We start from the raw sequence: 26,722 nt of genomic DNA, 5'->3' as shown, positions 1-26,722 counted from the left end.
GACACTTCGGATGCCGCATGCCTCGCCGTTATCGCAGCACTGGCACACTGTGCTTTCCCGTCTGCCGGAGGCGCTAACCGCGCAGCCACTCAGTGAACAGGCGCAGTCAGTACTCACTTTTAGTGATTTTGTTCAGGACAGTATCATCATATATCCTGAATGGCTGGCCGAGCTGGAAAGCGCGCCGCCGCAGGCAACGGAGTGGCAGCATTACGCGCATTGGCTCAATGCGGCGCTGCGGGATGTCACGGATGAAGCGGCGCTGATGCGCGTTCTGCGTCAGTTCCGCCGTCGGGTGATGGTGCGTATTGCCTGGGTGCAGGCATTGCGGCTGGTGGCAGAAGAAGATGTCCTGCAGCAACTAAGCGTGCTGGCGGAAACGCTGATCGTCGCCGCGCGGGATTGGCTGTACGACGCCTGTTGCCGAGAATGGGGAACGCCCTGTAACCCGCAGGGCGTGGCGCAGCCGATGCTGATTTTAGGCATGGGCAAACTGGGTGGCGGCGAACTCAATTTCTCTTCCGATATCGATCTGATCTTTGCCTGGCCGGAAAACGGTGCAACCCGTGGTGGCCGACGCGAGCTGGATAATGCGCAGTTCTTCACCCGTCTGGGGCAACGGCTGATCAAGGTGCTTGACCAGCCAACGCAGGATGGTTTTGTCTACCGCGTCGATATGCGTTTACGGCCCTTCGGCGATAGCGGTCCGCTGGTGCTCAGCTTTGCCGCGCTGGAGGATTATTACCAGGAGCAAGGGCGCGACTGGGAGCGCTATGCGATGGTGAAAGCGCGCATTATGGGCGATAACGACGGTGAACACGCGCGTGAGCTGCGTGCCATGCTGCGTCCCTTTGTTTTCCGCCGCTATATCGATTTCAGCGTGATCCAGTCACTGCGTAATATGAAAGGCATGATTGCCCGCGAAGTACGCCGCCGTGGCCTGAAAGACAACATTAAGCTGGGCGCGGGCGGCATTCGTGAAATCGAATTTATCGTGCAGGTTTTTCAGTTGATTCGCGGCGGCCGTGAACCGATGCTGCAATCACGTTCGCTGTTACCCACGCTGGAAGCCATTGATCAGTTACATCTGTTACCTGAAGGCGAAGCTGACAGGTTGCGGGCGGCTTACCTTTGGTTGCGGCGTCTGGAAAACCTGCTGCAAAGCATTAATGACGAACAGACGCAGACCTTGCCGGGCGACGATCTTAACCGCGCCCGTCTGGCCTGGGGAATGGCCGTGGCAAGCTGGGATGATCTTAGCTGCACGCTGGAAATACATATGGCCGCTGTACGCCGCGTCTTCAATGAGTTGATTGGCGACGACGAGAGCGACTCGCCGGAAGATGTGCTTTCCGAAAACTGGCGCGAACTGTGGCAGGATGCGCTACAGGAAGATGACACCACGCCAGTGCTGGCTCATCTTTCCGATGACGATCGCCGTCGCGTAGTGGCGCTGATTGCTGATTTCCGTAAAGAGATGGATAAGCGCACCATCGGCCCGCGCGGGCGCCAGGTGCTGGATCATCTGATGCCGCATTTGCTGAGCGATGTCTGCTCGCGCGACGACGCGCCCGTGCCGTTGTCGCGCTTGACGCCGCTGCTGACAGGCATTATTACGCGTACCACTTATCTTGAGCTGCTGAGCGAATTCCCTGGTGCGCTGAAGCATCTTATTTCCCTTTGTGCGGCATCGCCGATGGTGGCCAGCCAGCTGGCGCGTTACCCCATCCTGCTCGATGAGTTGCTCGATCCCACTACGCTTTACCAGCCGACGGCAATGAATGCCTACCGCGATGAACTGCGGCAATATCTGCTCCGCGTGCCGGAGGATGATGAAGAGCAACAACTGGAAGCGCTGCGGCAGTTTAAACAGGCGCAATTGCTGCGCGTCGCTGCGGCGGATATCGCCGGTACGCTACCGGTAATGAAAGTAAGCGATCACCTGACGTGGCTTGCGGAGGCGATTATCGATGCGGTAGTGCAGCAGGCATGGGGCCAAATGGTGGCGCGTTATGGCCAGCCAATGCATCTGCGCGATCGCGAAGGGCGCGGGTTTGCCGTGGTCGGTTACGGTAAGTTGGGCGGCTGGGAACTGGGGTACAGCTCCGATCTCGACCTGGTCTTTTTACATGATTGCCCGATGGATGTGATGACCGACGGCGAGCGGGAGATCGATGGCCGTCAGTTTTATCTGCGCCTGGCCCAGCGCATTATGCACCTGTTCAGCACGCGTACTTCGTCCGGCATTCTCTATGAAGTGGATGCGCGCCTGCGCCCGTCCGGCGCAGCAGGAATGTTAGTGACCACCACTGAATCCTTCGCGGATTACCAGAAAAATGAAGCCTGGACGTGGGAACACCAGGCGCTGGCGCGTGCGCGCGTGGTGTATGGCGATCCGCAACTGGCCGTGGAGTTTGATGCTATTCGTCGCGATATTCTGATGAGCCGGCGTGATGGCGCAACATTGCAAACCGAGGTACGCGAGATGCGCGAGAAGATGCGCGCCCATCTTGGTAACAAGCATAAAGATCGCTTCGATCTGAAAGCCGATGAAGGCGGCATCACCGACATTGAATTTATCGCTCAGTATCTGGTGCTGCGCTATGCGCATGACAAACCGAAGCTGACGCGCTGGTCTGATAACGTGCGCATTCTGGAAGGACTGGCACAGAACAATATCATGAATGAACAGGAAGCGCTGGCGTTGGCGCAGGCTTACACCACGCTGCGCGATGAGTTGCACCACCTGGCATTACAGGAGTTGCCGGGGCATGTGGCGTCGTCGTGTTTTGTCGCCGAACGGCAGCTTATCAAAACCAGTTGGGACAAGTGGCTGGTGGAACCGTGCGCCCCGGCGTAAGTGTGATATTATCGCGCGCAAATTTTGTATCTCTCAGGAGACAGGAATGAAAGTGACGCTACCAGAGTTTAACCAGGCGGGTGTAATGGTGGTTGGCGATGTGATGCTGGACCGTTACTGGTACGGGCCAACCAGCCGCATCTCTCCGGAAGCCCCGGTACCGGTGGTGAAAGTCGATACGATTGAAGAGCGCCCGGGCGGCGCGGCGAACGTGGCGATGAACATTGCTTCGCTGGGCGCAACCGCGCGTCTGGTGGGCCTGACAGGTATTGATGACGCGGCGCGCGCACTGAGCAAGGCGCTGGCGGATGTCAATGTAAAATGCGACTTCGTTTCTGTCCCCACACATCCTACCATTACCAAACTGCGCGTCTTGTCGCGCAATCAGCAATTGATCCGCCTGGACTTTGAGGAAGGGTTTGAAGGCATCGATCCACTGCCGATGCATGAGCGTATCAGCCAGGCGCTCAGTAGCATTGGCGCGCTTGTGCTCTCTGATTACGCCAAAGGCGCACTGGCCAGCGTTCAGCAGATGATTGCGCTGGCGCGTAAAGCGGGCATACCGGTGCTGATCGATCCGAAAGGCACTGATTTTGAGCGCTATCGCGGCGCTACGCTGCTGACCCCAAATTTGTCGGAATTTGAAGCGGTGGCCGGAAAATGCAAAAACGAAGACGAGATCGTTGAACGTGGCATGAAAGTGATTGCCGATTACGACCTTTCTGCGTTGCTGGTGACCCGCTCCGAGCAAGGTATGACGCTGCTGCAACCGGGCAAAGCGCCGTTGCACATGCCGACCCAGGCGCAGGAAGTGTATGACGTGACTGGTGCCGGCGATACGGTGATTGGTGTGCTGGCGGCAACACTGGCGGCGGGTAATTCGCTGGAAGAAGCCTGCTATTTTGCGAACGCAGCCGCAGGCGTAGTGGTTGGTAAACTCGGTACCTCAACGGTATCACCTATCGAGCTGGAAAATGCCGTACGCGGCCGGGCAGAAACCGGCTTCGGCGTGATGAGTGAAGACGATCTGAAAGTGGCAGTCGCTGCGGCGCGTAAGCGCGGTGAAAAGGTGGTGATGACTAACGGTGTCTTCGACATTCTCCACGCCGGGCATGTCTCTTATCTGGCGAATGCGCGCAAGCTCGGCGATCGCCTGATTGTTGCGGTTAATAGTGACGCTTCCACCAAACGATTGAAAGGCGAAACCCGTCCGGTCAACCCGCTGGAGCAGCGCATGATCGTGCTGAGCGCGTTGGAAGCGGTAGATTGGGTCGTGTCGTTTGAAGAAGATACGCCGCAGCGTTTGATTGCCGGGATCCTGCCGGATCTGCTGGTAAAAGGCGGTGACTACAAAGCGGAAGATATTGCGGGTAGCAAAGAAGTCTGGGCTAACGGCGGAGAAGTGCTGGTGCTCAACTTTGAAGATGGTTGTTCAACCACCAATATCATCAAAAAGATCCAGAAGCAGGGCGATTAAATCTGTTATCGGGCCTGCGTAATGAGCAGGCCCGCAAAGCGCTCGCGCTAGCCAGCGTAAAAGCAATTATACTTGATCGTCTACCGGTGGAATGGCCGGAGCGGGTTTTACTTCTGCACTTTTACCCTGGTTTTCGAGTTCACTCAGGCGTTGCTCCAGCAGCGCCAGTTTCTCGCGGGTGCGCAGCAATACCTGCGTTTGCACGTCAAACTCTTCGCGGCTTACCAGATCCAGGCGGGTTAATTGTGCCTGTAACGTCTGACGAATTTTTTTTTCCACATCTTCCCCGAACTCACGGATCCCCTTGGGCATGGATTCGTGAACCTGACGCGCAATTTGTTCAATTTTCTTTGGGTCAATCATTTTATGTTCCCTGCTCGGATAGGCTCAATAATTCATTGTAGTGTGATAACTCCGGGTGATAAACCAGAATTGTTTGAAGGTCATGCATTGCCGAAGATTATCAATAGCGTTATAGTTATCTCGCTTATTCTCAGGGCGGGGCGAAATTCCCCACCGGCGGTAAATCAGCTGATGCTGAAAGCCCGCGAGCGCTTCAGGCTAACGTTTGAAGGTCAGCAGATCCGGTGTAATTCCGGGGCCGACGGTTAAAGTCCGGATGGGAGAGAGTAACGAATCTGCCGGGCGATGCTGCCCGCTCGCGTTATTTTTTTGCCGCATTGCGACACTCCTAAGACTGCCCTGATTCTGGTAACCATAACTTTATTGAGGTCTTTTACCATGAATCAGACGCTGCTTTCTTCTTTTGGCACGCCTTTCGAACGTATTGAACATGCTCTCGCCGCGCTACGCGAAGGCCGTGGTGTGATGGTGCTCGACGACGAGGATCGTGAAAATGAAGGCGATATGATTTTCGCCGCAGAAACCATGACCGTTGAGCAGATGGCGCTGACTATTCGTCACGGCAGCGGCATTGTTTGCCTGTGCCTGACCGACGAACGCCGTAAACAGCTTGATCTGCCTATGATGGTCGAGAACAACACCAGTGCCTACGGCACCGGTTTTACCGTTACTATCGAAGCAGCGCATGGCGTAACAACCGGTGTTTCGGCGGCTGACCGTCTTACCACCGTTCGCGCGGCGATTGCCGATGGCGCGAAACCTTCCGATCTGAACCGTCCAGGCCACGTTTTCCCGCTGCGTGCACAGTCAGGCGGCGTATTGACCCGCGGCGGCCATACTGAAGCAACGATCGATTTAGTGACGCTGGCTGGTTTTAAACCGGCGGGCGTACTGTGTGAATTAACCAATGATGATGGTTCAATGGCGCGCGCGCCGGAGTGCATCAAATTTGCTAAGCAACACAATATGGCGGTTGTGACCATTGAAGATCTGGTGCTCTACCGCCTGGAGCATGAGCGCAAAGCCAGCTAACTTGCGTTAGTGATAAAAATCCGCGGCCGAAAGCTGCGGATTTTTTTTGCCTGTCCTGCGTCAATGTTTGTCGCATTTATAATATTCACGCATTGAAATTTCACGTTGCTACTTATAAAGTGGTACCTGTTCCAGGACATGAAGAACGGTTTTAAAACCTTATAATTCATTAAGATAATGCTATTTTGTCATTGGTTTGTTAACCAACGTTTGCGGGAAATAAGGGAGGCAATATGTTTATCTCATGGTACTGGCTTCTGGCGATCGTCATCGTCGTTTTCGGCTATGTCCACGTACTTAAACGTAATTGCAAAGCCTGCCGCCACGATCGCGAAGCGATCTATAAAGCTTATCAACGAGTGCTCGAAGAGCTGAAGAAAATTCGCCGCGTCGGGCAGGGCGAATAAGACGCGGCAGTCCTCAGCAAGAGCGTCCTGATCCTCAGCCGCTAAATCCCATCGCCTGCAGTGCCACCAGGCTTAAGCCCATCACCGACATACCGCACAGTACGCCGTAGCTGGGGTTGTTGTTGGGATCGATCTCTCTCGCCAGCGGCATGAGTTCATCCACCGACAATGCCACCATAATTCCTGCGACGGTTGCCATAACGGCGGCCATCACCACTGGAGAGATCAGACTGCCGAGGATCAACCACGCCAGGACGCCGCCGAGGATCTCCGCAAGCCCTGAAATCCCCGCCCAGAATACCGCGCTGCGTTTTGAACCTGTTGCTGCGTAAACCGGCCCGGCAACCGCAAGTCCTTCAGGAATATTGTGCAACGCGACCGCAAGGGCGATACCGAGGCCTAATTCCAGGTCGTTACTGGCGGTAATATAGGTAGCGATTCCTTCCGGGAAGTTGTGGAGGCTGATACCCAGTGTCAGCAAAATAGCGGTACGGCGCAGACCGCGCGGAAATGTTTGCTGCGTACCCTGCATTAAATCCCGTGGATGCGCATGGGGTAACATGTGATCCAGTGCGAAATACCCCAGCAGGCCCACGACAAACATGCCATAACCAAGCATCGGTGACATATTTTCTGTCGCCAGCGCAGCGGGCAACATCTCCATTAACGAGATCAATAACATGATTCCGGCAGCAAAGCCGAGTGAGAACGCCAGTACGCGGTTTGATGGTTTCTGGCCTAATACGCCAAGAATCGCACCGATAAAGGTTGCAGCGCCTGCCAGGATGGTCAGAATCAACGGTACTGACATGGATTGCTCCTTTATGATAATGATTCTCATTAATGTAAGCGTTTATTAACTGAAAAGCGAGGCAGGAGTCTTATCTTTACTTGATGCCTACATTCAAAATTACTGATGATCTTCATCATGGTTATCTGAGTTCTTCACACCATGAAAAGGCGTAATGTGGCATTATCAAATTGACACACTCTGTAAGGATATCACCATGTCTGCACCTCGTATGCCAGCGCTGTTTCTGGGCCACGGTAGCCCAATGAATGTTCTGGAAGATAACGTTTATACCCGCGCCTGGGGAAGGTTAGGCGAGACGCTGCCACGCCCGAAAGCGATTGTGGTGGTGTCCGCTCACTGGTTTACCCGTGGCACTGGCGTTACCGCGATGGAAGCGCCGAAAACTATCCATGATTTCGGCGGTTTTCCACAAGCGTTGTACGATACTCATTATCCGGCACCGGGATCGCCGGAACTGGCCCAGCACCTGGTTGATTTACTGGCACCTGTGCCGGTTGTGCTTGATAAAGAAGCCTGGGGTTTTGACCACGGTTCCTGGGGCGTGCTGATTAAAATGTACCCGAATGCCGACATACCGATGGTACAGCTCAGTGTCGACAGCACGAAGCCAGCGGCATGGCATTTTGAGATGGGACGCAAGTTGGCTGCGCTGCGTGATGAGGGTATTATGCTGGTTGCCAGCGGAAACGTGGTGCATAACCTGCGTACCGTGCGCTGGCATGGTGAAAATGCGCCGTATCCGTGGGCCACATCGTTCAACGATTATGTGAAAGCGAACCTTACCTGGCAGGGGCCGGTTGAGCAGCATCCGCTGGTAAATTACCTCGATCATGAAGGCGGATCGTTGTCTTGCCCAACGCCGGATCACTACCTGCCGCTGCTGTATGTGCTGGGTGCATGGAACGGTTCCGAGGACATTACTATCCCGGTGGACGGTATTGAGATGGGTTCGCTGAGTATGCTCTCAGTTCAGGTTGGTTAAGACAAAGGGTGGCTCTGGCAGCCACCCTTCCATTTTGTCATCCCTGGTCACCCCTAAACCCCCCGCTGGTGAGGTGGTCATTACTCCTGTAAGGCTATAGCCTGAGGAATGCCCATGCCGGAATATCTCTGCTAACTCAGCACAAGTAAAAGGAGACAAACCGGCATGGGCTTTATTGTCAGCAGGCGATGGTCTTTTACCTTATTCGGTAAAAATATGCGGATAAAAACGTGACAGATCCTGGGTGATCAGCGCGCGATCTTCACGAATGCCGATTCCTGCAGGCTGATCGTTGATCAGCCAACTGCCGATCAGCGTATAACTGTCGCCGAATTTTGGCAACGGGTGGTACTGCTGCACAATCATGCCCTCTTCGCCGTATGGCCCTTCAACGGCCTCGACTGTTTTTCCGTTCTCAACGATGGATATATTTGCGCCTTCACGGGAGAAAATCGGTTTCACGACGTATTTTTCCATTTGCGGATAATCGTCTTCGGCAAAGTACGCAGGCAGCAGATTGGGGTGATTAGGGAACATCTCCCACAGCAGCGGCAACAGCGCTTTATTGGAAATAATGCTCTTCCATGCGGGTTCGAGCCAGCGAACACCGGCATCTTCCAGCTTGGTAGAGAACATTTCGCGCAGCATGTATTCCCACGGATAAAGCTTGAACAGGTTGCCAATCACCTGATCCTGAAGGTCGGTAAACTGGCCTTTCTCGCCCAGGCCGATATCCTCGATATAGAGGAACTCCGAGGCCAGCTCCGCTTCTGCTGCGCAATCTTGCAGATACTGCACGGTACCGCGATCTTCAACGGTATCCCGGCAGCAGCTGAAGTGCAGCAACTGGAAACCGTGCCGCTCGCGAAGCTCGGCGAAACGCGCGATGAGCTGCTCTTGCAGGCTGTTGAATTGATCGCTGCCCGCTGGCAGGTTGCCGGCGTTTAGCTGGTCTTCTAACCAGATCCACTGGAAAAAAGCGGCTTCATACAGAGACGTTGGTGTGTCTGCATTGTTCTCCAGCAATTTGGGTTCGCCCACACCATCCCAGGCGAGATCGAGACGTGAATAGAGCGAGGGTTGCTGCGTTGCCCAGGACTGGCGTACAAAGCCCCTGGTGTGTTTTGGAATGCGGAATTTGGCCATCAGCTCGTCGCTGGCAACCACTTTTTCCACAACTTTCAGGCACATCTGATGCAGTTCGGCGGTAACCTCTTCCAACTTCTCGACCTGAGCAAGCGTCAGCTTGTAGTACGCCTCTTCACACCAGTATGGCTCTCCGTACATGGTGTGAAAATTAAAACCATATTCGGTGGCTTTTTCGCGCCAGTCCGGGCGCTCGGTAATTGCGATTCTTTCCATAACCATCAACCGCCCATTGAGCGGGTGGGTGTACCACTGACGCGACGCTGCATCGTGTTCTGCTTCGCGACAGACTCACCGAAGCCGCCACGGGTCACCGTCGTTGTGGTCGCCGGTTTGGGCGCCATGGCCGTTTTCGGTACGGTCATGGTGCGGCCTGGCTGTGCTGCGCCATAGCCTTTACCGGATGCATCGGTGTACTGACCATAAGCCGGGCTTGCCGGATTACGCGAGCTGAACAGCGGTTGCTGGGCAAAACCTGCGCTACCGCCCATCAGGCGACCCATCATATAGCCCGCCATCAGCGGCATCCAAAAGCTGCCGCCGGACTGTGCTTGTGCCTGATTTTCCGGTGCCATGCCTGCCTGAACAGGCGTCTGCTGACACTGGCCTTCGCCAAATTCAGCAACACAGTCTTCGCGCGTTGCGTACTTCGGCGCCGTGCGCTCAGCTTCTTTCAGGGCGTTGTTGTAAGCGGTTTTACACTCAGCGCTTTTCCCCGGATTTGCCGACGAACAATCGTCCGCATTCTGGTACAGGGAAACCGTTTCGTCGCTTTTTTCACAGCCCGCTAGCATGAAAACCGCTGTCACCGCCAGTGCAACAGGCGTTAAATGACGTGCGCCCCAGCTTTTGCGGAACGTCGCGTGTTGAATGTTTTTTGTCCGTTTCATTATTATCTTCCTGCATCCCAAAGGCACATATAAAACGTTCAGGATAGAGGATGAGTGGTTGAAATTAAAGCGAGGGGGGAGGCCTTTACGTTGCCTTACGTAGAAACGGGGGCAGGATTGCCCCCGTTGCGGATCGGTGCTGATTAGCGTTTAACTTTGGTGCGTGCCGCGGCAGGCTGTACGTTGCCATTGAAGTTATCAACACTGGCATCCTGCTGCGGGTTATCCGGTGCCACACTTTCCGGCGTGGTAGAGACGTTTTTACCCAGCGCATTGTTGAGCGCCAGTAGATCCTGCTCGTTCAGCGTACCCAATGCTGATTTGATATTCAGCTCGTTAATCAGGTAGTTGTAACGTGCGCTTGAGAGTTGTTGCTTGGCGTTATACAACGTAGTGGTCGCATCCAGCACATCAACAATGGTACGCGTACCCACGGAGTAGCCTGCTTCCATCGCATCCAGAGAGCTTTGGGCAGAAACAACCGCTTGTTTGTAGGCGTTGATGCTGCTGATAGACGCGTTCACGTTGTTGAAAGAGGAGCGCACGTTCTGTACGACGCTACGATGCGCGCTTTCAAGTTGTTCACTTGCGCCAACAAAGTTGTACTGCGCCTGTTTCACCTGTGAATTCACCTGACCACCCTGATACAAGGGGAGTGAGAAGCTCAGGCCGACTTTGTTCTGACCCGCATTCACATCATCATATTGCGACGTATTGGTTTTTGAACCACTGTAGGACGTGTTAGATACGCCTGTAGAGGCAGTCAGGTTCAGCGTCGGGAGATGTCCATCCTGCGCCTGACGGATTTGCTCGCGGGCCAGATCCTGGCTCAGACGCGCCTGCAGCAGCGTCAGGTTACGGTTTTCCGCTTCCTTCAGCAGCGCATTAACTGTCTGCGGTTTGTCTGTTTTGAAACTGTCGACATTCAGCGATGCCAGTTCCGGGTAGTAGTTGCCGGTAACCTGACGCAGTGATTCCACCGCGTTGTCGAGGTTATTACGCGCGGTAACTTCATTCGCCAGTACGGTATCATACTGTGACCGAGCGTTCTGTACGTCGGTAATGGCGACCAGGCCAACATTGAAACGCTGAGTGGTTTGATCCAACTGGCGATAGATCGCCTGTTTATTCGCTTCAGTGTAGGAAAGGGCGTCGATCGCACTCAGTACGTTGAAGTAGGCCGTCGCGGTGTTAAGAATCAATGTTTGCTGCGCGGTCTGCCAGCTCACATCCTGAATACCTGCGGTTTTTTCTTGTAATGTCAGCGCACGCCATTTTGACATATCAAAAATAGTCTGCGTCAATTGCAGAGAAGCACTCGTAGCGTTGGAATTCACGCCTTTGCTGTCACGGTAGCCATTGGCATAATCGTAATCTGCACCCAAACCGAGCTGAGGCAGTAACGGGCTGCGCGCTTCGTTAATTTTCTCGAAAGCGGCGTCGCGGTCCGCTGCGGATTTACGCAGGTCCGGGTTACTTAAGCGTGCCTGCTGATAAACCTGCAGCAGGTTTTCTGCCTGGCTCATGGTGCTGAAACCTGTCAGGCTCAGACCGATAAGGAGGGGGAGCAATTTCTTCATTTGCATTCCTTGTTGTGAAGCAGTATTAGCGCTGGTCTAAATTGGGAAAAAATAATCGCCGATTCTAGCAGAAACGGACACCGCTTAAGCTTGGCGTTACGTGCCATCGGCATAAATTTGCACCAATCTATCACATAGCGCTTGAAACGATAATTAAACAGGCTTGAAATCTACAGTTTTGTCATTATTTCGAATGAGATGCCGCCAATGAATAAGCCAGTAATATCCCCAGTGACTTTCACAAAAAACGATGTAGAAATTATTGCACGAGAAACGCTGTACAGCGGTTTTTTTTCGCTCGATCTTTACCGTTTCCGCCACCGTTTATTTAATGGTGAAATGAGCGGTGAAGTACGCCGTGAAATTTTTGAACGCGGCCACGCTGCAGTCTTGCTACCCTTTGACCCAGTGCGCGACGAAGTTGTGCTGATCGAACAGATCCGTATTGCGGCATTCGATACCAGTGAAAGCCCGTGGCTGCTGGAGATGGTCGCCGGTATGATTGAAGAGGGCGAAAGCGAAGAAGACGTTGTGCGCCGTGAAGCGGTCGAAGAGGCGGGGTTAACTGTTGGACGCGCAAAAAAAGTATTGAGCTATCTGGCAAGCCCTGGCGGCACCAGCGAGCGTTCTGCCGTCTTTGTCGGTGAAGTGGATGCCACTCAGGCCGAAGGTGTTCATGGTCTGGTGGATGAAAACGAAGATATTCGGGTTCATGTGGTGAGTCGGGAACAGGCTTACCAGTGGGTAGAAGAGGGGAAAATCGATAACGCAGCATCTGTCATCGCCCTGCAATGGCTGCAACTGCATCATGAGAACTTACGAAACGAGTGGAAAAAATGAAGCGCTATACACCTGACTTCCCTGAAATGATGCGCCTGTGCGAAACCAATTTCGCTAAGTTGCGTCGTCTGTTGCCGCGTAATGATGAAGCGGGCCAAATGGTGAGCTATCAGGTGACTAACGCGCAATACCGGTTAACGATAGTAGAAGCTACGCGTTATACGACGCTGGTGGAAATTGAACAGACGGCGCCTGCCGTGAGTTACTGGAGCCTGCCGTCCATGACGGTACGCTTGTACCACGATGCGATGGTCGCTGAAGTGTGTTCAAGTCAGCAGATCTTCCGTTTCAAAGCGCGTTATGATTATCCTAATAAAAAGTTGCATCAACGCGACGAAAAGCATCAAATTAACCAGTTTCTGGCCGATTGGCTACGTTACTGTTTAGCACATGGAGCAATGGCGATTCCGGTTTGTTAGCGTCATGAAACCTAAGGACACCATTTGGAAAGCCTGTTAAACCTCTCTCTGGCCGGTGAGTCCAGAGTCAGGGTCTTACAAATTACTGATTCTCACCTGTTTGCCGAAAAGCACGAGACGCTGTTAGGGGTCAATACCTGGGAAAGTTATCAGGCGGTACTGGAGGCTATCCAGGCCCAGCAACGCCCTTGCGATCTGATTGTCGCCACCGGCGACCTGGCACAGGATCACTCCGCTGCGGCTTATCAGCATTTTGCTGAAGGCATCGCAAGATTTGTTGCGCCTTGCGTCTGGTTACCGGGTAATCACGATTTCCAGCCCGCCATGTACAGCGCGTTGCAGGATGCGGGGATTTCACCGGCAAAACGCGTGTTTATCGGTGAACATTGGCAAATTCTGCTGCTGGACAGTCAGGTGTTTGGCGTTCCGCACGGCGAATTGAGCGAATTTCAGCTCGAGTGGCTGGAGAATAAACTTTCCGACAGCCCGGAGCGTCACACCTTGTTGTTGCTTCACCACCATCCGCTGCCATCCGGTTGTAGCTGGCTCGATCAGCACAGCTTGCGTAACGCGGGTGAACTGAATAATGTGCTCCAGCGCTTCCCGAAAGTGCGCCACCTTCTGTGCGGGCATATTCACCAGGAGCTGGATCTCGACTGGAATGGTCGCCGCCTGCTGGCAACGCCGTCAACCTGCGTGCAGTTCAAACCGCACTGCGCCAACTTTACGCTCGATACCATTGCACCGGGCTGGCGCTGGCTGGATCTCTACGATGACGGAACGCTATATACTGAAGTTTGCCGGCTGGAGAGCACGCTGTTCCGCCCCGATACGGCTTCAGAAGGCTACTAATGTCCACTCTTCTTTATCTGCATGGTTTTAACAGTTCACCGCGTTCGGCGAAGGCCACACAGTTGTCGCAATGGCTGTCGCAGTATTATCCCGACATCGAAGTGCTGGTGCCGCAGTTGCCGCCTTATCCCGCTGCTGCTGCCGAATTGCTGGAGTCGCTGGTGCTTGAACAGGGCGGGCGTCAGCTTGGTGTCGTCGGATCGTCGCTGGGCGGTTACTATGCAACCTGGCTCTCGCAATGTTTTATGTTGCCAGCGGTGGTGATCAACCCGGCTGTGCGCCCGTTTGAGTTACTGGCCGATTACCTCGGCAATAACGAGAATCCCTACACTGGGGAGCAATATGTGCTAGAGTCTCGCCATATTTACGAGCTCAAAGTGATGCAAGTTGACCCGCTTGAAGCGCCAGACCTTATCTGGTTGCTGCAACAAACCGGGGACGAAGTGCTTGATTACCGCCAGGCGGTGGCCTATTACGATGCCTGTCGCCAGACTGTAGAAGAGGGCGGGAATCATGCCTTTGTTGGCTTTGAGAATCATTTCACACAGATTATCGATTTCCTTGGGCTGCATTGAGCCGGCAAGGAAACGATGCGGTCACTATCTACGAACAAACCATGACGCAATCCTATAACGCTGATGCCATAGAGGTACTCACCGGGCTTGAGCCGGTTCGCCGCCGTCCGGGGATGTACACCGATACCACTCGCCCAAACCACCTTGGGCAGGAAGTTATTGATAACAGCGTCGATGAGGCGCTGGCCGGGCACGCCAAACGCGTGGAGGTGATTCTGCGCCCCGACCAATCGCTGGAAGTTATCGACGACGGGCGTGGTATGCCGGTGGATATTCACCCGGAAGAGGGTGTTCCGGCCGTTGAGCTGATCCTCTGCCGTCTGCATGCGGGCGGTAAATTCTCAAATAAGAACTATCAGTTCTCCGGTGGCTTGCACGGCGTGGGCATTTCCGTGGTGAACGCCCTGTCGCGTCGCGTGGAAGTGCAGGTAAAACGTGACGGACAAATTTACAGCATTGCATTTGAAAATGGTGAAAAGGTCGAGGATCTGCACGTTATCGGTACCTGCGGCAAACGCAATACCGGAACCAGCGTCCATTTCTGGCCGGATGAGTCCTTCTTTGATAGTCCGCGCTTCTCGGTTTCCCGTTTGACGCATCTGCTGAAAGCAAAAGCCGTACTCTGCCCCGGCGTGGAAATTATCTTCAAAGATGAAGTGAACAACGCCGAGCAGCGATGGTGTTATCAGGATGGCCTGAACGACTATCTGTGCGAAGCGGTCAACGGCCTGCCGACACTGCCGGAAAAACCGTTTATTGGCAATTTCTCTGCCGAAACCGAAGCGGCGGACTGGGCGCTGCTGTGGCTGCCAGAAGGCGGCGAGCTGCTGACGGAAAGTTACGTTAACCTGATCCCGACCCCGCAGGGCGGAACGCACGTCAACGGCCTGCGTCAGGGGCTGCTGGATGCCATGCGTGAGTTTTGCGAATACCGCAATATTCTGCCGCGCGGTGTGAAGCTTTCGGCGGAAGATATTTGGGAACGCTGCGCGTATGTGCTATCGGTAAAAATGCAGGATCCGCAGTTTGCCGGGCAGACTAAAGAGCGTCTTTCCTCCCGCCAGTGCGCCGCGTTTGTCTCCGGCGTGGTGAAAGATGCCTTCAGCCTGTGGCTTAATCAAAATATTCAGACTGCTGAACTGCTGGCCGAAATGGCGATTTCCAGCGCCCAGCGTCGCATGCGCGCCGCCAAAAAAGTGGTGCGTAAAAAGCTGACCAGCGGTCCTGCGCTGCCGGGGAAACTGGCGGACTGCACCGCGCAGGATCTGAATCGTACCGAGCTGTTCCTCGTGGAAGGGGACTCGGCGGGCGGCTCCGCCAAGCAGGCGCGCGATCGCGAATATCAGGCGATCATGCCGCTGAAAGGCAAGATCCTGAACACCTGGGAAGTCTCTTCGGACGAAGTGCTGGCCTCGCAGGAAGTGCACGATATTTCCGTGGCGATCGGCATCGATCCGGACAGCGACGATCTCAGCCAACTGCGCTATGGCAAGATCTGTATCCTCGCCGATGCAGATTCCGATGGTCTGCACATTGCCACACTGCTGTGTGCGCTGTTCGTGCGTCACTTCCGCGCGCTGGTGAAGCATGGTCATGTTTACGTGGCACTGCCGCCGCTGTACCGTATTGACCTCGGCAAAGAGGTGTATTACGCACTGACGGAAGAAGAGAAAACCGGCGTGCTGGAGCAGTTGAAGCGCAAGAAAGGCAAACCGAACGTGCAGCGCTTTAAAGGGCTGGGTGAAATGAACCCGATGCAGCTCCGTGAAACCACACTCGATCCGAACACCCGCCGTCTGGTGCAACTGATCATCAGCGATGAAGATGAACAGCAAACCACCGCCATGATGGATATGCTGCTTGCCAAAAAGCGTTCGGAAGATCGTCGCAACTGGCTGCAAGAAAAAGGCGATATGGCCGATATCGAAGCCTGATAAACCCCATCACGAAACAGGGATGCTTAGCGCATCCCTTTTTATTTAGCGGCTCAGGTTTTGGTCACACCACGCAAGCGCCGTGTTTATCAGGGCGCTCAGCAGTGCGCGAAAGTGTTCACTCTTCTCTTCGCTGAACGCAAAGCTCATCTCATCCATGTAGCAGCACTGCGCCACTTCCAGTTGTACCGCATGGATATTCTGTTGCGGTGCGCCGTAATGGCGGGTGATATACCCGCCTTTAAAGCGGCCGTTGAGCACTTTGCTGTAGTGCGAAAACGCGTCGCAGCAGTCCAGCAATGCGCGGCTCAGCTCCGGCGCGCAGCTTGCCCCATCGGCAGTGCCGAAATTCAGGTCCGGCAGTTTGCCTTCAAACAAACGCGGAACCACCGATTTGATGGAGTGCGCATCCCACAGCAACACGTAGCCGAAAGTGTCGCGCAAACGCGCCAGCTCCTGCGCCAGCGCCTGGTGATAAGGCTGCCATATGTTGTGCAAAATGGTGGCTTTCGTGGTGTCATCCGGCGCTTTGCCCGCTTCGAACAGTGGCTCGCCGTCAAAAAAAGTCCCCGGGAACAGGCCGGTAGTCGCCGTGCTGTATAGCGGTTTGTCATCCGCCGGGCGGTTTAAATCCACGACATAGCGAGAATATCTGGCGCTCAGCACGCTGGCGCCAAGCTCGCGGATCGGCTGATACAGTAGCGGAATATGCCAGTCCGTATCCTCCAGGCGCTGCGCCCGAGCAGTGAGGGCGCGGGCGATCTCCGGCGTCAGTTGCGTGCCGGGATGGGGCATGCTGACCAGCAGCGGCAGCCGCCCCTGATGTAATTCAAATCCGTTAGTCATGCCACACTTCCTCCCCCTGATAAATAACCTGTTTTGACAGCGTTCCACCCAGCCAGTAGCTGAGTTCCGCCGGATGAGTAATATCCCACGCGACAAAACTGGCCTCTTTACCCGCCTGTAGCGTCCCGCAGCGATCGCTGATACCTAACGCCCGGGCGGCATGACAGGTTACTCCCGCCAGCGCTTCTTCAGGCGTCAGGCGGAACAACGTGCAGGCCATATTCATCATCAGGCGCAGAGACAATACCGGTGATGTACCCGGGTTCAGATCGCTGGAAATGGCCATCGGCACCTGGTGCTGACGTAGCAGCGCTACGGGGGGCTGCTGGCTCTCGCGTAAAAAGTAAAAGGCACCCGGCAGCAGAACAGCAGTGGTGCTGTGCTGTGCCATCAGCGCGATATCCTCTTCACACAAATACTCCAGGTGATCGGCGGAAAGCGCATTGTAGCGGGCGGCCAGACCTGCTCCGTGCAGCAGTGAAAGCTGTTCGGCATGCAGTTTTACCGGTAAGCCAAGCTGCTGCGCTTTGTGGAAAACCCGCTCCACTTGTTGCGGTGAAAAGGCCAGATGTTCACAAAAGGCATCGACCGCATCGACCAGCCCTTGTGCGTGCCAGGCAGGCAGCCAGCGTTGGCAAATTTCGTCAATGTACTCGTCGGCACGCCCCTGATACTCGCCCGGCAACGCGTGCGCCGCAAGGCAAGTGCTGAAGATAGTGAGCGGCATTTCTGCGCCAAGCGCACGGATCACCTGCAACATTTTGCCTTCATCGGCAAAGCTGAGGCCGTAGCCGGATTTGATCTCAAGTGTGGTTACGCCGTCTTTGCGCAGCGCGTGAATGCGCTTGCGGGCGCTTTCCAGCAATTGTTGCTGGCTGGCGTTACGGGTAGCATTCACGGTACTGATAATGCCTCCGCCTGCTGCTGCGATCTCCGCGTAACTCTCGCCGCTGAGCCGCATTTCAAACTCCTGGCTGCGATCGCCGCCAAATACGCTATGGGTATGGCAATCAATCAGCCCAGGCGTAACCAGCCGTCCGTGCAAATCCACTTCGCGATCAATCGCGTCGTCCGATTGCGTTCCCGCTTCGCCCAGCCATACAATGCGCGGGCCATCGGTGATCATCGCCGCGTGTGGGATCAGGTTGTATTTGCCCGCTTCCATGGTGGCAATTTGGCAGTGACGCCATAAAATGCGCATCCGCGTTCTCCCGTCATGGTTCGGCGCGGCAATGACCGCGCCGCCGGTTTTACTTTGCAATCATCGGCAGGTTAAGGTCGTGCTCTTTGGCACAGGCGACGGCGGAATCATAACCTGCATCGGCATGGCGCATCACGCCCGTTGCCGGATCGTTATGCAGTACGCGGGCGATACGTTCTGCCGCTTCATCCGTGCCATCGCAGACGATAACCATCCCCGAATGCTGTGAGAATCCCATGCCGACGCCGCCGCCGTGGTGCAGGGAAACCCAGGTTGCGCCGCTGGCGGTATTAAGTAAGGCGTTCAGCAGTGGCCAGTCGGAAACCGCATCGGAGCCATCTTTCATCGCTTCGGTTTCGCGGTTCGGGCTGGCAACAGAGCCGGAGTCCAGGTGATCGCGGCCAATGACAATCGGCGCCGAGACTTCGCCGCTACGCACCATTTCGTTAAACGCCAGCCCCAGACGCGCGCGCTGCCCCAGACCAACCCAGCAAATACGTGCTGGCAGGCCCTGGAAACTGATGCGCTCTTTCGCCATATCCAGCCAGCGGTGCAGATGTGCATCATCCGCGATCAACTCTTTCACCTTTTCATCGGTGCGATAGATATCCTCCGGATCGCCGGAGAGCGCGGCCCAACGGAACGGCCCAATACCGCGGCAGAACAGAGGGCGAATATAGGCGGGCACAAAACCTGGGAAATCGAAGGCGTTGCTGACGCCCATCTCTTTCGCCATCTGGCGAATATTGTTGCCGTAATCGAAGGTTGGAATGCCTTGCTGCTGGAAGGCGAGCATCGCTTTAACGTGCTCAGCCATTGAGGCTTTTGCCGCCTGAATCACCACCGCTGGCTCCGTTTTTGCGCGTTCGCGATAGTCTTCCCACTGCCAGCCCATCGGCAGATAGCCGTTCAGCGGATCGTGTGCGCTGGTTTGATCGGTCACAATATCCGGATGGACACCGCGTTTAACCATTTCCGGTAAGACTTCCGCCGCATTACCGTGCAGCGCAACAGAGATAGCTTTACCTTCGCGGGTATAGCGTTCAATACGCGCCAGGGCATCGTCCAGATCCGTTGCCTGCTCATCCACATAACCGGTACGCAGGCGGAAGTCGATGCGGGATTGCTGACATTCAATGTTCAGCGAGCAGGCACCTGCCAGCGTTGCAGCCAGTGGTTGTGCACCGCCCATACCACCCAGACCAGCGGTCAGCACCCAGCGGCCGACCAGCGAACCGTCATAGTGCTGGCGACCTGCTTCGACGAAAGTTTCATACGTGCCCTGAACGATCCCCTGGCTGCCAATATAGATCCAGGAGCCTGCGGTCATCTGGCCGTACATCGCCAGCCCTTTGGCGTCCAGTTCGTTAAAGTGCTCCCAGTTTGCCCAATGGGGAACCAGGTTGGAGTTGGCGATCAGTACGCGCGGCGCATTGCTGTGGGTTTTAAACACGCCGACCGGTTTACCGGATTGCACCAGCAGCGTTTCGTCATCGTTAAGCTGCTTCAGCGCTTCCACCATTTTGTCAAAGCACTCCCAGTTACGTGCTGCCCGACCAATCCCGCCGTAAACCACCAGCTCTTTCGGGTTTTCCGCGACTTCGGGATCAAGATTATTCATCAGCATGCGCAGCGGCGCTTCGGTCAGCCAGCTTTTCGCAGTCAATGTCGTGCCGCGCGGCGCCCTGATCTCAACATCACGATAACGGGAAAATTCACTACTCATGCGGTTTACCTTCTTTGTTTGATAGCAGAATAAATGCTTACTGATATTGTCTTGTATATACATGATAAGCACATATGGTGCCACTTTGATCAATTTATTTATTATCTATATAAAACAGTTGGTTGTAATTTATTGTTTTTTGCATAGCGCTGAGTGAAGGAATTGTAGCGCGCTATACTGCACTATTGTTGTGCATTGCAGCAGAAATATGATCATTTTAAGTGCATTTATGCGCCGTTTTATGGCGAGTGGGCAGGGATATTCAGCAGGGTTAATCCGCATGGTTATGCGATTTTATTAACTTTATTTTATTATATTATTGTTTTTAAATGATTTAATTTCATGAATATATGTTGCAATTACGTTATGGCACATGGCTTGCAAGTTGTACATACAAGGATATACATAAAGCATTTTTGCATCGCCGTCACAATGGGACGGCAAATGATGACCATAAGGCGTAACGATGATTACTTTCAACAATGTGACCAAGCATTACGATGACGGCACCGTCGTGGTCGATGGCCTGAACCTTGTCGCGCCAGGAGGCAAAATTACTGTGCTGGTAGGGCCGTCGGGCTGCGGCAAAACCACCTCATTACGCATGATCAACCGGCTGGTCGAACCCTCTTCCGGCACGGTTTTGCTCAATGGCGAATCCACCGCGCAGATGGATGTGGTGCAGTTGCGTCGGCGCATTGGTTACGTGATCCAGAATGCCGGGTTATTCCCGCATAAAACCATCATCGACAACATCGCCACTACCGCCATCCTTAATGGTGCGGCGAAAAGCAAAGCCAGAACCAGAGCGGCGGAATTACTGGAAGTGGTCGGTCTGGCACCGCAACTGGCGAAACGCTACCCGTGGCAGCTCTCCGGCGGGCAACAGCAGCGCGTCGGCGTGGCGCGAGCGCTGGCCGCCGACCCGGAATTTATGCTGATGGACGAACCCTTCAGCGCCGTCGATCCCGTCGTGCGTGAACAGTTGCAGGAAGAGTTTCTGCGCATTCAGAAAGAGGTCAGCAAGACCATCATTATGGTCACCCACGATATTGATGAAGCGATGAAACTGGGTGATTGCGTTGCGGTGCTGAAACCTGGCGGCAAGCTGGCGCAACTGGCAACACCGGGCGAATTACTGAATGCGCCGCAGAGCGAATTTGTTGCCGATTTCATTGGCCGCGACCGCGGTTATCGCAAACTCAGTTTCCACACCTCTGCACCGCTGACGGCGTTGCAGGCGGAACCGGCCATCGAAATGGGCGCAACCCTTGCTCAGGCGCGTGGTATCAGCGCGCAACGCTGGCTGCTGGTGACGCAGCAGGGCAAAGCCTGCGGCTGGTTTGACACGCATCAGCAGGTCACGGTGATTACGCCGGAAAACGTGAATCTCGGCGCGACGTTTTCTCCGCAGGGCGGCACACTGCGCCAGTTGCTGGATTCGGCGCTCAGCTCCCCCTGCCATCGTGCCGTGGTGGTTGATGAACAGCATGCCCCGCTGGGATCACTGGCGCTGGAAAATGTGCTGGATGCCTGCAAGTCGCTGACCCAGGAGGCGCTATGAGATTTGACTGGCTGTGGGGGCAAGGCGACAGGATCCTCAACCTGCTGCTCTGGCACTGCTATTTGTCGATTACGCCGATTCTGATTGGTCTGTTGCTGGCGATCCCGGTGGGCTGGGCGGTGAACAACCTGCCGAAAGTGAAAGGTATCATCCTCAACCTGTTCGGCCTGCTGTATACCATTCCTTCGCTGGCGCTGTTCGTGCTGCTGCCGCCGCTGTTGAATACGCAAATTCTCGACCCGATCAACGTGGTCGTGGCGCTGACCATTTACAGCTTCGCGCTGCTGGTAAGAACCGTGTGCGACGGGCTGGATTCCGTTGCTGAAGACACCCGCCAGTCTGCTTTCGCGCTGGGGTACAAACCGCTACAGCAATTTCTGCAGATCGACCTGCCGCTTGCCGTGCCGGTGATCGGTTCCGGGCTGCGCGTGGCGGTGGTTTCTAACGTCAGCATTGTGTCGGTTGCCGCGCTGATTGGCGCACCGCAGTTAGGTTCGCTGTTTACCCAGGGCTTTCAACTTCAGTTCCTCACCCCGATTATCGCCGGGATTGTGCTGTGTATTGCGCTGGCCTTCATTCTGGATTGCCTGGTGGTCGCGATAACTCGCTCTTTAAGCCGCTGGCAACCGCAAAGGGGATAACTGATGAGTGAATGGTTTTTCGATCTCAGCCACTGGTACGGCGATGACGGCATTGTGCCGCTGCTGTTGCAGCATATCGGTTACAGCGCGGCGGCGCTGGCGATTGCCGTTGCCATTGCTTTTCCGGTCGGCTGCTACACCGGCCATACCGGGAAAGGGGAGGCACTGCTGATTGGCACCACCAACGCCCTGCGTTCGTTGCCCTCTTTTGGTCTGATTATTTTGCTGGTGATCCTGCTGGCGGGCTATTTCGAATCGGATATGGCCTTTGTTTTGCCCTGCATCATCGTGCTGGTTGTGCTGGCGCTACCGCCAGTGGCGCTGGGCGTACACGCGGGTATCCGTTCTGTCGATCCCAGCGTGCATGACGCGGCAAAAGGGATTGGCCTGACGCCGCTTCAGGTGCTGTTGCAGGTCGAGCTGCCCTGCGCAATGCCGCTGATCCTTTCTGGGATCCGCAGCGCTGCACTGCAAATTGTCTCCACCGCAACTATCGCGGCATACGTTTCACTCGGCGGTCTGGGACGATTGATTATCGACGGGCGCGCCGCCAACGACTTTGCGCAGATGACCGCCGGGGCCATCCTCGTCGCGCTGCTGGCATTGATCATTGATCTCTTTTTTTCGCTTTCAGGGAAAGTCGTGGTTTCACCGGGGATCACCCGGAAAACCAAAAACCAGTGATGTTGAGTCCTTTAATTACAGAAGGTTAATAAGATGATTAAGAAACGCTATTTAACATTGTTCAGTGCCGCGCTGCTGTCTGTCGCTTCTTCTGTCTGGGCTGCTGATGCCGGTCAGAAAGTGATTATTGGTTCAGCGGATTTTCCGGAAAACCAGTTACTGGCGACCATCTACGCCGGAGCGCTGGAAGCGCAAAACATTCCAGTTGAGAAAAAACTCAATATTGGTAGCCGCGAAGTCTATATCCCGGCGCTGCTGGATGGTTCCATCACCGTGATCCCGGAGTACAGCGGCGCGCTGCTGAGCTACCTGGATGCGAAAAATGAAGCGCACAGCTCGGAAGACGTGGCGAAGGCGCTGGCCGCTAAGCTGCCGGAAAAACTGAAAATGCTGAACACTTCTACGGCGCAGAACAGTGATGTGCTGGCGGTAACGAAGAAAACGGCCGACAAATACAAACTGAAAACCATCGACGACCTGAAGCCTGTTGCCGGGCAGTTAGTGCTTGGTGGCCCGGCGGAGTGGAAAACCCGTCATGAAGGCGTTCCCGGTCTGCGTGAGGTTTATGGTCTGAATTTCAAAACCTTCAAAGTGCTGGATGTCGCTGGCCCGCTGACGCTGACGGCGCTGAAAAACAACCAGATTCAGGTGGCTGACCTGACCTCGACGACGCCGGAGATCAAAAAAGATCACCTGGTTGCGCTGGGAGATCCAAAACACCTGTTTGCCGCGCAGAACATCGTGCCGATTGTCGCCAGCAGCACGCTGAACCCGACCATTGAAAGCACGCTGAACAAAATCTCCGCACAGCTCACCACCGAAGATCTGATTTCCATGAACGAACAGCTTGCTGAGTTCGCCAGCATTGATGATGTGGCGCACCAGTGGCTGGTTAAACACCAACTGAGTAAGTAAGGAATGGCCGCGAGATGACGAATACAACCTGTTCTTCCACACCGCACTCGGATGCGGTCACCTTAGGCACTGCCGCTACCACCATTGATGAACTGGTGCGCATTGCCGATGGCGCGCTGGTTGTTCTGGCTGATGATGCGCTGGCACAAATGGATAAGGTCAGTAGTTACATTCATAACGCCATTGCTGACGGAAAGGTGATTTATGGCCTGACAACCGGCGTGGGAGACCTGGTGACTGAGCGTCTTTCTGCGGATCAAATTGCCAGCGTACAGCTCAATATGCTGCGTAGTCACGCCTGCGGGATGGGACCGGATCTGTCGGTGCGGGAAGTGCGGGCGATGATGGCGGTGATGTTGAAATCGCTTCTGCAGGGCTACAGCGGCGTCAGCGCTGAACTGGCGCAGCGGATGTGCCTGATGCTGAACCGGCAGGTGACGCCGTGGTCGCCTGCCAGCGGTTCAGTGGGGTATCTGATTGCTACCGCACATATCGGCTTATCGTTGTTTGGCGAAGGGCAGTGCTGGTATCAGGGCGAGTTGTTGCCCTCCGCCGAAGCGCTGGCGAAAGCGGGCATTGCGCCGCGCATTCCCGGCCCGCGCGAAGGACACGCGCTGATCAGCGGCACCTACGAAATTACTGCACTGGCCTGTCTGGCGGTGCGGGATTTCGAGCAGTTACTGCTGGTTGCGGATATGGCAGGCGGCATGTGTCTCGAAGCGCTGAAAGGCAACACCCGCGGCTATGACGCGCGTCTTCATGCCTTGCGCCCCCATGACGGGCAACAAGAAACGGCGCAGATTTTGCGCCGCTTACTGCACGGCAGCGAGATCCTTCAGCATTACCGCGACCACCGCGTGCAGGATGCGCTCAGTTTGCGCTGCATCCCGCAAATCCATGGCGCAGTGCGCGATCAACTGGCGCATTGCCGCCATATCGTCACCACCGAACTCAATTCGGTGACCGACAACCCGGTATTTCTAATAGAAGACAATGCGCTGGTGATTTTGCCTGGTGGCAACGGTCACGGTGCGCCGCTGGCGCTGGCGCTCGATGCGCTGGCGGTGGCTATCGCGCAACTGAGCACGGCATCGCAGGCACGTTCTGATCGTATCACTAACGTGCATCTCAGTGGTTTACCGGCGTTTCTGGTCAGTAAAAGTGGCGCCAATTCCGGGATGATGATCCCGCCGTATGTCGCTGCCGCGCTTGCCGGGGATAACCGCAGTCTGGCGGTGCCCGCCAGCATACATACGGTTTCCACCTGTGCCGGGCAGGAAGACCATATCAGCATGGGCGTCTCCTCGGCGCGAAAAGCGATGCAGGCAGTGGCAAACGCCGTGGATATTGTGGCTATTGAGCTGCTGTGTGCTTGTCAGGCGATTGAATTTCATCGCCCGCTACGCGCTTCGGTGGGGGCGGAACTAACGCTGTCGCAGGTGCGCCAGCAAGTGGCGTTTCGTGAAACCGACACGCCGCTGTACACGGATATGCACGCCGTTCGGGATCTGATTGCTGGTGGCGAATTAAACCGCCAGCTCGCGTTATTGATTAAGGCGGAGTGAAACGCGGGAAGGCTTTTATTCAAACAACTGGCGGCGTTTCAGAACAGGCAAACGCCGCAGTTTACCGGGCGTTAACGGGATGTCAGTGTTACGCAGGCGAAAAGCGTGTCGCTGCCTGCGTGAACGGTAACCGTTGCCGGATTATCGATTAGCAAGCTGTCGTAATGTTGCAGGGTATGGCGTTCATCGTCGACGGTAACATCAAGCAAATCTCCGGCGTTGAACAGCAGCATCGTTCCCTGTTGATGTTGCCATGCGCCCTCGTGCAGCCAGCATACTGTTGCCTGGGTGGTTTCACGGCGATAAATCACGTTGAAATCGAGTAACGGCCCGCCAACAACCTCGCAAAACACCGCGCTGTCGCCGTTAAAATCCATCGTCTGAAACTGTGGAATTAACGCGCTGCGCTGGTCATCAACCGTCAGAAACATGCCTTCGCCTTCCAGCACACTGATATTTCGCAGGTAACCGGCGAAACGTGAAAACGCGCCGTCTTCGCGGATCGTTGCAATGGATATGCGCCAGTCATACTGTTCATCGGTGGGAAAACGGCACACTTCGCGGGTGACGCCCTGGCCATTTTTCCAGCGCATCTCAGCGTAGCCGCTATAAGGCAGCCGCCTCATTTGCGCATGCTTCCTTCCAGGCGGTAGCGCGAACCCGGATAGACCAGACGCACACTGGTGACGATTTTCTTGTCCTGACGACCGGTCCAGGTGCGGCGGTTCACTTGCAGGCACGGGGTGTGCTCATCTATTTCCAGATAAACGCACTCGCTGCGGGGCACGTTCACAGCTTCGATAATATGCTCGCCTTCGACAATCGGCGCGATGGAAGAGAGATAAGCATTCGGGGTGATGCGGGTGAAATCCTGTTGCAGGTAGTCTGGCACAATCAGTGCATTTACCAGCCTGTCTTCCAGCATCACCGGAACGCCGTTTTCATAATGACAAATTAGCGAATGGAACAGGCGGCTGCCTTTCGGAAGATTAAAGGCCAGTGATTGCTGAGCATCCGCATGCAGTTGAGTCAGCTCCAGCACTCTGGCGTGATGACGATGACCGCGGCTAGCAATCTCATCGGCAATGTTATTGATTTCCAGCAGCGCCGACTGCCCGCGCACTTCGGCGACAAAGGTGCCAACGCCCTGCATGCGCACCAGCAGCCCTTCGGCGGTCAGTTCACGCAGCGCACGGTTAATGGTCATCCGGCTGTAGCCAAACTGACTGACCAGTTCACTTTCGGACGGCACGCGGTAATTCACGGGCCAGGCACCGCTGTGGATATTGGTTTTGATCATGCTCTTCACCCTTTCATAGAAAGGGGCTGGCTGATCGAGATGCGTCTCGCCTGCGGCTGCATTAAAAATTTCGCTTTGATCCATTAACCCTTTCCTCGGCCGGATGACC

Annotated in this window: 25 protein-coding genes and 1 riboswitch; of the genes, 15 read left to right on the top strand and 10 right to left on the bottom strand. The window is 55.1% G+C overall.

Annotation, left to right across the window (positions count from 1 at the left end):
- Positions 1-10 precede the first annotated feature (10 nt).
- Complete coding sequence (gene glnE / locus BM427_RS10625; protein ID WP_090121459.1) at positions 11-2,860, top strand: bifunctional [glutamate--ammonia ligase]-adenylyl-L-tyrosine phosphorylase/[glutamate--ammonia-ligase] adenylyltransferase; 2,850 nt, start codon at positions 11-13, stop codon at positions 2,858-2,860.
- A gap of 46 nt (positions 2,861-2,906) precedes the next feature.
- Positions 2,907-4,337: a bifunctional D-glycero-beta-D-manno-heptose-7-phosphate kinase/D-glycero-beta-D-manno-heptose 1-phosphate adenylyltransferase HldE gene (hldE, locus tag BM427_RS10620; RefSeq protein ID WP_090121458.1), complete on the top strand. Its 1,431-nt coding sequence runs from the start codon at positions 2,907-2,909 to the stop codon at positions 4,335-4,337.
- A gap of 66 nt (positions 4,338-4,403) precedes the next feature.
- On the opposite strand, the gene ubiK is transcribed toward hldE, so the two are convergent.
- Positions 4,404-4,700 (bottom strand): ubiquinone biosynthesis accessory factor UbiK, encoded by a 297-nt coding sequence (gene ubiK / locus BM427_RS10615; RefSeq protein ID WP_090121457.1) that lies wholly within the window; start codon positions 4,698-4,700, stop codon positions 4,404-4,406.
- Positions 4,701-4,822: 122 nt separating this feature from the next.
- Positions 4,823-4,972, top strand: a riboswitch (FMN riboswitch).
- Between the two features lie 106 nt (positions 4,973-5,078).
- Here ubiK and ribB point away from each other — a divergent pair.
- Both ribB and BM427_RS25730 read left to right on the top strand, forming a co-directional pair.
- Positions 5,079-5,732 carry a 3,4-dihydroxy-2-butanone-4-phosphate synthase gene (ribB, locus tag BM427_RS10610; protein ID WP_090121455.1) on the top strand — a complete coding sequence of 218 codons (654 nt, stop codon included), beginning with the start codon at positions 5,079-5,081 and terminating at the stop codon, positions 5,730-5,732.
- Between the two features lie 233 nt (positions 5,733-5,965).
- A complete protein-coding gene (locus BM427_RS25730; protein ID WP_090121454.1) occupies positions 5,966-6,139 on the top strand; it encodes a hypothetical protein in 174 nt (57 codons plus the stop codon).
- 34 nt (positions 6,140-6,173) lie between these two features.
- On the opposite strand, the gene zupT is transcribed toward BM427_RS25730, so the two are convergent.
- Positions 6,174-6,950 carry a zinc transporter ZupT gene (gene zupT / locus BM427_RS10600; RefSeq protein ID WP_090121452.1) on the bottom strand — a complete coding sequence of 259 codons (777 nt, stop codon included), beginning with the start codon at positions 6,948-6,950 and terminating at the stop codon, positions 6,174-6,176.
- A gap of 196 nt (positions 6,951-7,146) precedes the next feature.
- Between zupT and ygiD the strand changes: the two genes are divergently transcribed.
- Positions 7,147-7,935, top strand: coding sequence for a 4,5-DOPA-extradiol-dioxygenase (gene ygiD / locus BM427_RS10595; protein ID WP_090121748.1), 789 nt, complete (start codon positions 7,147-7,149; stop codon positions 7,933-7,935).
- 201 nt (positions 7,936-8,136) lie between these two features.
- Here ygiD and BM427_RS10590 read toward each other — a convergent pair whose 3' ends face one another.
- The 3 genes from BM427_RS10590 to tolC all read right to left on the bottom strand — a co-directional run bounded on the left by BM427_RS10590 (position 8,137) and on the right by tolC (position 11,551).
- Positions 8,137-9,297 carry a glutathionylspermidine synthase family protein gene (locus BM427_RS10590; protein ID WP_090121746.1) on the bottom strand — a complete coding sequence of 387 codons (1,161 nt, stop codon included), beginning with the start codon at positions 9,295-9,297 and terminating at the stop codon, positions 8,137-8,139.
- Positions 9,298-9,302: 5 nt separating this feature from the next.
- Positions 9,303-9,971, bottom strand: a complete 669-nt coding sequence (locus BM427_RS10585) for a DUF1190 family protein (RefSeq protein WP_090121451.1) — start codon at positions 9,969-9,971, stop codon at positions 9,303-9,305.
- Between the two features lie 143 nt (positions 9,972-10,114).
- Positions 10,115-11,551: an outer membrane channel protein TolC gene (gene tolC / locus BM427_RS10580; RefSeq protein ID WP_090121449.1), complete on the bottom strand. Its 1,437-nt coding sequence runs from the start codon at positions 11,549-11,551 to the stop codon at positions 10,115-10,117.
- Positions 11,552-11,758: 207 nt separating this feature from the next.
- On the opposite strand from tolC, the gene nudF reads away from it, so the two are divergent.
- The 5 genes from nudF to parE are packed head-to-tail and all read left to right on the top strand — an operon-like array spanning position 11,759 to position 16,171.
- Positions 11,759-12,391, top strand: coding sequence for an ADP-ribose diphosphatase (nudF, locus tag BM427_RS10575; RefSeq protein ID WP_090121448.1), 633 nt, complete (start codon positions 11,759-11,761; stop codon positions 12,389-12,391).
- Positions 12,388-12,810: a DUF1249 family protein gene (locus BM427_RS10570; RefSeq protein WP_090121447.1), complete on the top strand. Its 423-nt coding sequence runs from the start codon at positions 12,388-12,390 to the stop codon at positions 12,808-12,810. Before nudF ends, BM427_RS10570 begins: the two co-directional genes overlap by 4 nt.
- 24 nt (positions 12,811-12,834) lie before the next feature.
- Complete coding sequence (gene cpdA / locus BM427_RS10565; protein WP_090121445.1) at positions 12,835-13,662, top strand: 3',5'-cyclic-AMP phosphodiesterase; 828 nt, start codon at positions 12,835-12,837, stop codon at positions 13,660-13,662.
- A complete protein-coding gene (gene yqiA, locus BM427_RS10560; protein WP_090121442.1) occupies positions 13,662-14,237 on the top strand; it encodes an esterase YqiA in 576 nt (191 codons plus the stop codon). Before cpdA ends, yqiA begins: the two co-directional genes overlap by 1 nt.
- 41 nt (positions 14,238-14,278) lie before the next feature.
- Positions 14,279-16,171 carry a DNA topoisomerase IV subunit B gene (gene parE, locus BM427_RS10555; protein ID WP_090121439.1) on the top strand — a complete coding sequence of 631 codons (1,893 nt, stop codon included), beginning with the start codon at positions 14,279-14,281 and terminating at the stop codon, positions 16,169-16,171.
- A gap of 45 nt (positions 16,172-16,216) precedes the next feature.
- On the opposite strand, the gene hutG is transcribed toward parE, so the two are convergent.
- Genes hutG through hutU form a run of 3 tightly spaced genes read right to left on the bottom strand, consistent with a single transcriptional unit; the run spans position 16,217 to position 19,944 of the window.
- Positions 16,217-17,017 carry an N-formylglutamate deformylase gene (gene hutG, locus BM427_RS10550; protein ID WP_090121437.1) on the bottom strand — a complete coding sequence of 267 codons (801 nt, stop codon included), beginning with the start codon at positions 17,015-17,017 and terminating at the stop codon, positions 16,217-16,219.
- Positions 17,010-18,218: an imidazolonepropionase gene (hutI, locus tag BM427_RS10545; protein ID WP_090121435.1), complete on the bottom strand. Its 1,209-nt coding sequence runs from the start codon at positions 18,216-18,218 to the stop codon at positions 17,010-17,012. Before hutI ends, hutG begins: the two co-directional genes overlap by 8 nt.
- A 49-nt stretch (positions 18,219-18,267) precedes the next feature.
- The gene (gene hutU / locus BM427_RS10540; protein ID WP_090121434.1) at positions 18,268-19,944 is read right to left on the bottom strand and encodes a urocanate hydratase; all 1,677 of its coding nucleotides are present in this window, start codon (positions 19,942-19,944) and stop codon (positions 18,268-18,270) included.
- Between the two features lie 466 nt (positions 19,945-20,410).
- Here hutU and BM427_RS10535 point away from each other — a divergent pair, with 466 nt between their 5' ends.
- From BM427_RS10535 to BM427_RS10515, 5 genes are read left to right on the top strand one after another with little or no spacing between them, the layout of a single operon-like run.
- Positions 20,411-21,508: an ABC transporter ATP-binding protein gene (locus tag BM427_RS10535; protein WP_090121432.1), complete on the top strand. Its 1,098-nt coding sequence runs from the start codon at positions 20,411-20,413 to the stop codon at positions 21,506-21,508.
- A complete protein-coding gene (locus BM427_RS10530; RefSeq protein ID WP_090121431.1) occupies positions 21,505-22,149 on the top strand; it encodes an ABC transporter permease in 645 nt (214 codons plus the stop codon). Before BM427_RS10535 ends, BM427_RS10530 begins: the two co-directional genes overlap by 4 nt.
- A gap of 3 nt (positions 22,150-22,152) precedes the next feature.
- Positions 22,153-22,833: an ABC transporter permease gene (locus tag BM427_RS10525; protein WP_090121430.1), complete on the top strand. Its 681-nt coding sequence runs from the start codon at positions 22,153-22,155 to the stop codon at positions 22,831-22,833.
- A 33-nt stretch (positions 22,834-22,866) separates the two neighbouring features.
- Positions 22,867-23,748, top strand: coding sequence for an ABC transporter substrate-binding protein (locus BM427_RS10520; RefSeq protein ID WP_090121428.1), 882 nt, complete (start codon positions 22,867-22,869; stop codon positions 23,746-23,748).
- Positions 23,749-23,762: 14 nt separating this feature from the next.
- A complete protein-coding gene (locus BM427_RS10515) occupies positions 23,763-25,313 on the top strand; it encodes an HAL/PAL/TAL family ammonia-lyase (RefSeq protein WP_090121425.1) in 1,551 nt (516 codons plus the stop codon).
- Between the two features lie 71 nt (positions 25,314-25,384).
- Here BM427_RS10515 and BM427_RS10510 read toward each other — a convergent pair whose 3' ends face one another.
- Positions 25,385-25,939 carry a HutD/Ves family protein gene (locus tag BM427_RS10510; protein ID WP_090121422.1) on the bottom strand — a complete coding sequence of 185 codons (555 nt, stop codon included), beginning with the start codon at positions 25,937-25,939 and terminating at the stop codon, positions 25,385-25,387.
- Entirely contained in the window at positions 25,936-26,697 is a 762-nt protein-coding gene (hutC, locus tag BM427_RS10505; protein WP_090121420.1) for a histidine utilization transcriptional repressor HutC, read from the bottom strand. Before hutC ends, BM427_RS10510 begins: the two co-directional genes overlap by 4 nt.
- Positions 26,698-26,722: the final 25 nt, after the last annotated feature.

This window comes from Kosakonia arachidis (assembly GCF_900116535.1).
Taxonomy (GTDB): domain Bacteria; phylum Pseudomonadota; class Gammaproteobacteria; order Enterobacterales; family Enterobacteriaceae; genus Kosakonia; species Kosakonia arachidis.
Note: the sequence above shows the minus strand (reverse complement) of the source record. Positions and strands in the feature narration are given on the sequence as shown.